3 protein-coding genes and 1 pseudogene are annotated in these 3,424 nt (G+C 45.4%); all 4 read right to left on the reverse strand.

Annotated features, from left to right (window positions below; all coding sequences use genetic code 11):
• Positions 1 to 281: pseudogene (locus DW47_RS17560) on the reverse strand (T6SS immunity protein Tli4 family protein); the annotation flags it as partial.
• Between the two features lie 40 nt (positions 282 to 321).
• On the reverse strand, positions 322 to 1,452 hold the full coding sequence (locus DW47_RS0108735; RefSeq protein ID WP_029686013.1) for a T6SS immunity protein Tli4 family protein: 1,131 nt from the start codon (positions 1,450 to 1,452) through the stop codon (positions 322 to 324).
• Positions 1,445 to 3,067, reverse strand: coding sequence for a lipase family alpha/beta hydrolase (locus DW47_RS0108740; protein ID WP_029686014.1), 1,623 nt, complete (start codon positions 3,065 to 3,067; stop codon positions 1,445 to 1,447). Before DW47_RS0108740 ends, DW47_RS0108735 begins: the two co-directional genes overlap by 8 nt.
• Before the next feature lie 3 nt (positions 3,068 to 3,070).
• The coding region (locus tag DW47_RS16335) for a DUF2345 domain-containing protein (protein ID WP_038027425.1) at positions 3,071 to 3,424 on the reverse strand (354 nt) is incomplete at its 5' end.

Here is a 3,424-nt window from a genome sequence, read left to right on the forward strand (position 1 = left end):
TAAGTTTTATACATATCTTCTGGCCTAGAAATTACCGCCGCCCAGCGATTTTGCTCCAATGGCGCAGAGTCATTATAGGCCACAAAGGATGATGGCAGATCGAGCATATAACGTCCGACGCAATAGGGTTTTATTTCGGAATTCAGTTTTTTCATAGTTTCCTGCTGTGATAATGTCAGTTTTTGTGCAGAAGGTGCATAAGGGCGAAAATATTGATACCCCCCATATCCCAGCGCAACAAAAACAGCAAGAGCAATCCCTCTCCGTATTATTTTATCCATTGTGATACCTTGTTAGTAATCCATCACCCTTTTCGACTGTTCAAAAAGCTCCGGGACGGACACGGACGCTACGGCTAAGGGTATCCCAGAAGGCGATAATTTCTTCCTTGCTATAGGAGGTCGGTGGCATACGTTGATTATTTAAGATCAGCATAAAACCCGGACTCTGGTAACTGGCCGTCATCTCATTGATATACATTTCAAATTGATATCGAGGTTCATCGTTATCCTCCTGTAAGCCTGCTGCTAGAAATTCCTGCGCCTGTAAACCATTGACAATAAAGGCACCATTTCTTTCTACTCTTCCTCGTGAGCGAGAGATATTACTCTTTATCTCTCCCATCCTGTCTAATAGGGTATTTTCTTCCGGTGTAAAGTTATTATTGGAAACCACAACACGTATATTATCGAAAATATTACTGATAAATCTTATCTTAATATCTTCTTCATCCTTTTCCGTCAGGTCGCTGGCAATAAACGCATGGTTAATACAAGAACCAGGCGTTGTCGGAATGTCGTCATTCTCCCTCCCGCTTATCCTTGCCATCAGCGACTGCATCTGGTTGACATCAGCTTGCACATAGTTCTGAATAGGGTCACCAAGGCGCTGCGTTTCATAGCGTGGCGCTGAGTCATTGACTGTCTGCTTCTGCAGCTTAATAACCACACCGTTGGTATACAGATATCCTTCCAGAATACGCATTGCGTCTGAAACGCCTCCATTTTCATTTCGTTCAAAAATCATCCCATCCATGCCGTCCGGCAACAACCAAACCTTTTTCAAAAAGGGCATATCCTGAACATCTATAGTTTTACTGTTTTGTAGAGTCTTTTCACGCAATGCGATTAACTGCTTAAATCCCGGAGGATACATCCTTTTTGTCGCTAGATAAGTTTTATACATATCTTCTGGCCTAGAAATTACCGCCGCCCAGCGATTTTGCTCCAATGGCGCAGAGTCATTATAGGCCACAAAGGATGATGGTAAGTCTAGTATATAACGACCCACGCAATAGGGTTTTATTTCAGCGGTTATCTTATTCATGGTTTCCTGCTGTGCTGACGTCAGTGTTTGTGGTGATGGGTTATAAGGACGAAAATATTGATATCCACCATAACCCACCATAATTAAAACGGCGAGGATGAAGGCTTTGATCTTTATATTATTCACGATAGGCCAGCCCCGTATTCTTTACCTGTTGTGCAATTCTTATTATTGACCGCAGGGTAAACCAACGCGCATCCATGGTGTTGTCTGATTTATACGCTCCCTCATGATCAACCCCTACCCCCAACTGCGCCTTTAATCCAGCAAAGCTGAGCACTGCAGCCCTTAGCGGCACCGTACCGTCGCCATCTTCATCTGGGGGGGATAATTTATACTTTCCGAACACATAACCTTCTCTGGGGGTTTCCAGTGTCGCATAACGAACGGATTGGTTAAATTTGTCTGGAGGGTAAAATATTACTCCCCGTTCACTAATCTGAGATTGGTTGTTTTCATGGGTATATTTTCTGCCTACGTCCTTCCATTGCAGTTCGGCATAAGTAGGATATTTCTTCCCGTCATTGCCGTAAAAGGCACAGGTATATTCATGGTATTGACCATTAAGTTTCTCTATAAAATTACTGACATGATTATTAATGATATTTTTGAAATGTTTCCAATCTTGTTCCAACAATACTTTATCCCCGCTTTTATTTTCTGGATTAATAAAACGTTCCTCACATAATCCCCACCATGCCGATCGCTGGAGGTAGATTTCCGTATAGGGGTTCGATTGGGGCAGCGGTCCCTCAAGACCTTCTATATGCAGCCACCCCATACCGTATCCATTACCAGGTAAAAGCTGTAAAGGGCCCGGTGATTGTGCCAGTACAGGGGTCATTTCAGCACCATTGCTACCAATGACTAAACCAACCACCCCCGCCTCTCCCGCTTTCATACGCTTATAGGCCATCGGAGCACCGCGGTCCGGCATCACCCCGTGCACAATACCCAGAATATTTTTCTTCCCGTAATCACCCTCCAGCAGTTCTGAATAGTAACGGGCAACCAGTCCTCCCATTGAGTGGGTCACCAGGATAACCTTTTCGCATTTTCGTCCGCTGGCTTTGTAATCGTTAATTATCTTATCAATACGTCCGGCCAGTGCTTGTGCAGAATCTACATTCGACTGCAGCCAGTTATAGCCCACCGCATGGACCGGAAAGAGATACTGATAACTTAGCGCCACTTCTTCTGAGGTCAGGTTACTCTCACCAATTTCTGCACCCAAGGCTTTATCCATCAACCTCTCACGCAACGTCAGGCTGCCATTTTTGCTGGTTTTATTTTTTAACATTACTTGATTATCGTTCAGCGCCTCCTGGAGCCAAGAAAGGAAGTTACCATAGCTCATCGCCCCCACTTCACCCCAGCCTCTCTCTCGACGAGATTTAAATAGTCGATATTCTTCAGGGCTTTCGACATCAATACTCCCTCTGGGATCGACAATGGTTTTAGTGGGGTCCAGTAGTATTTTCCTTATCAATGGCCCTCGGCCAATCCAGGGTAACAAGCTTAAAATGCCATTTACGGTCCAGACTGGTTGCTCTTCATCGAGGTCCATGAGATTACTGCCCATCACCCCTGGTAAAAAGACAACCGGAATGATCCTATCCGGCATCTTATAAAGTTTGAGCCATTGGTCTCTCTCTTTGGGTGTAGCAATGACCTTATAAAGGGGATGCCCAAACTTGTCGTAGCCCAGTAGGACGCGATTATTTACAGTGGCCTCACTCATCCGTTAGTCCTCATCCTTTAGGTTTATCTGTATTGATGCTGGTTCCAATAGGCTTTGCTTTACTCCACGACCAGATGCAGAGGTCATTAACTCCTGCACGGTGCCATCGCTATGCGTCAGGCTAATCTTCTGACCCGCTACAGGTTTGTCCGAATAGGGCCAGACCACTTCAGGCCCCATTTCGAATGTGCTGTTTTCCCAGCCCTGCGCTGCTTGGCTTATACTTTGTCCGCCAAACTTCTGCCACACCGCTGCCCGCTGGATAATCTTGTCCGGGGCCGCACACTCCACCACTCCTTCCGCAATACGGATATAGCCGCCTCCGCTTGTTAGAATGATTTCTTGCTTTGCGCTAAT

Source organism: Tatumella saanichensis, assembly GCF_000439375.1.
GTDB classification, from domain to species: Bacteria; Pseudomonadota; Gammaproteobacteria; order Enterobacterales; family Enterobacteriaceae; genus Tatumella; species Tatumella saanichensis.

What these genes read in the sequence shown, in the direction of transcription:
- DW47_RS0108740 (WP_029686014.1), bottom strand. Translation starts at nt 3,067, where the DNA reads ATGAGTGAGGCCACTGTAAATAATCGCGTCCTACTGGGCTACGACAAG.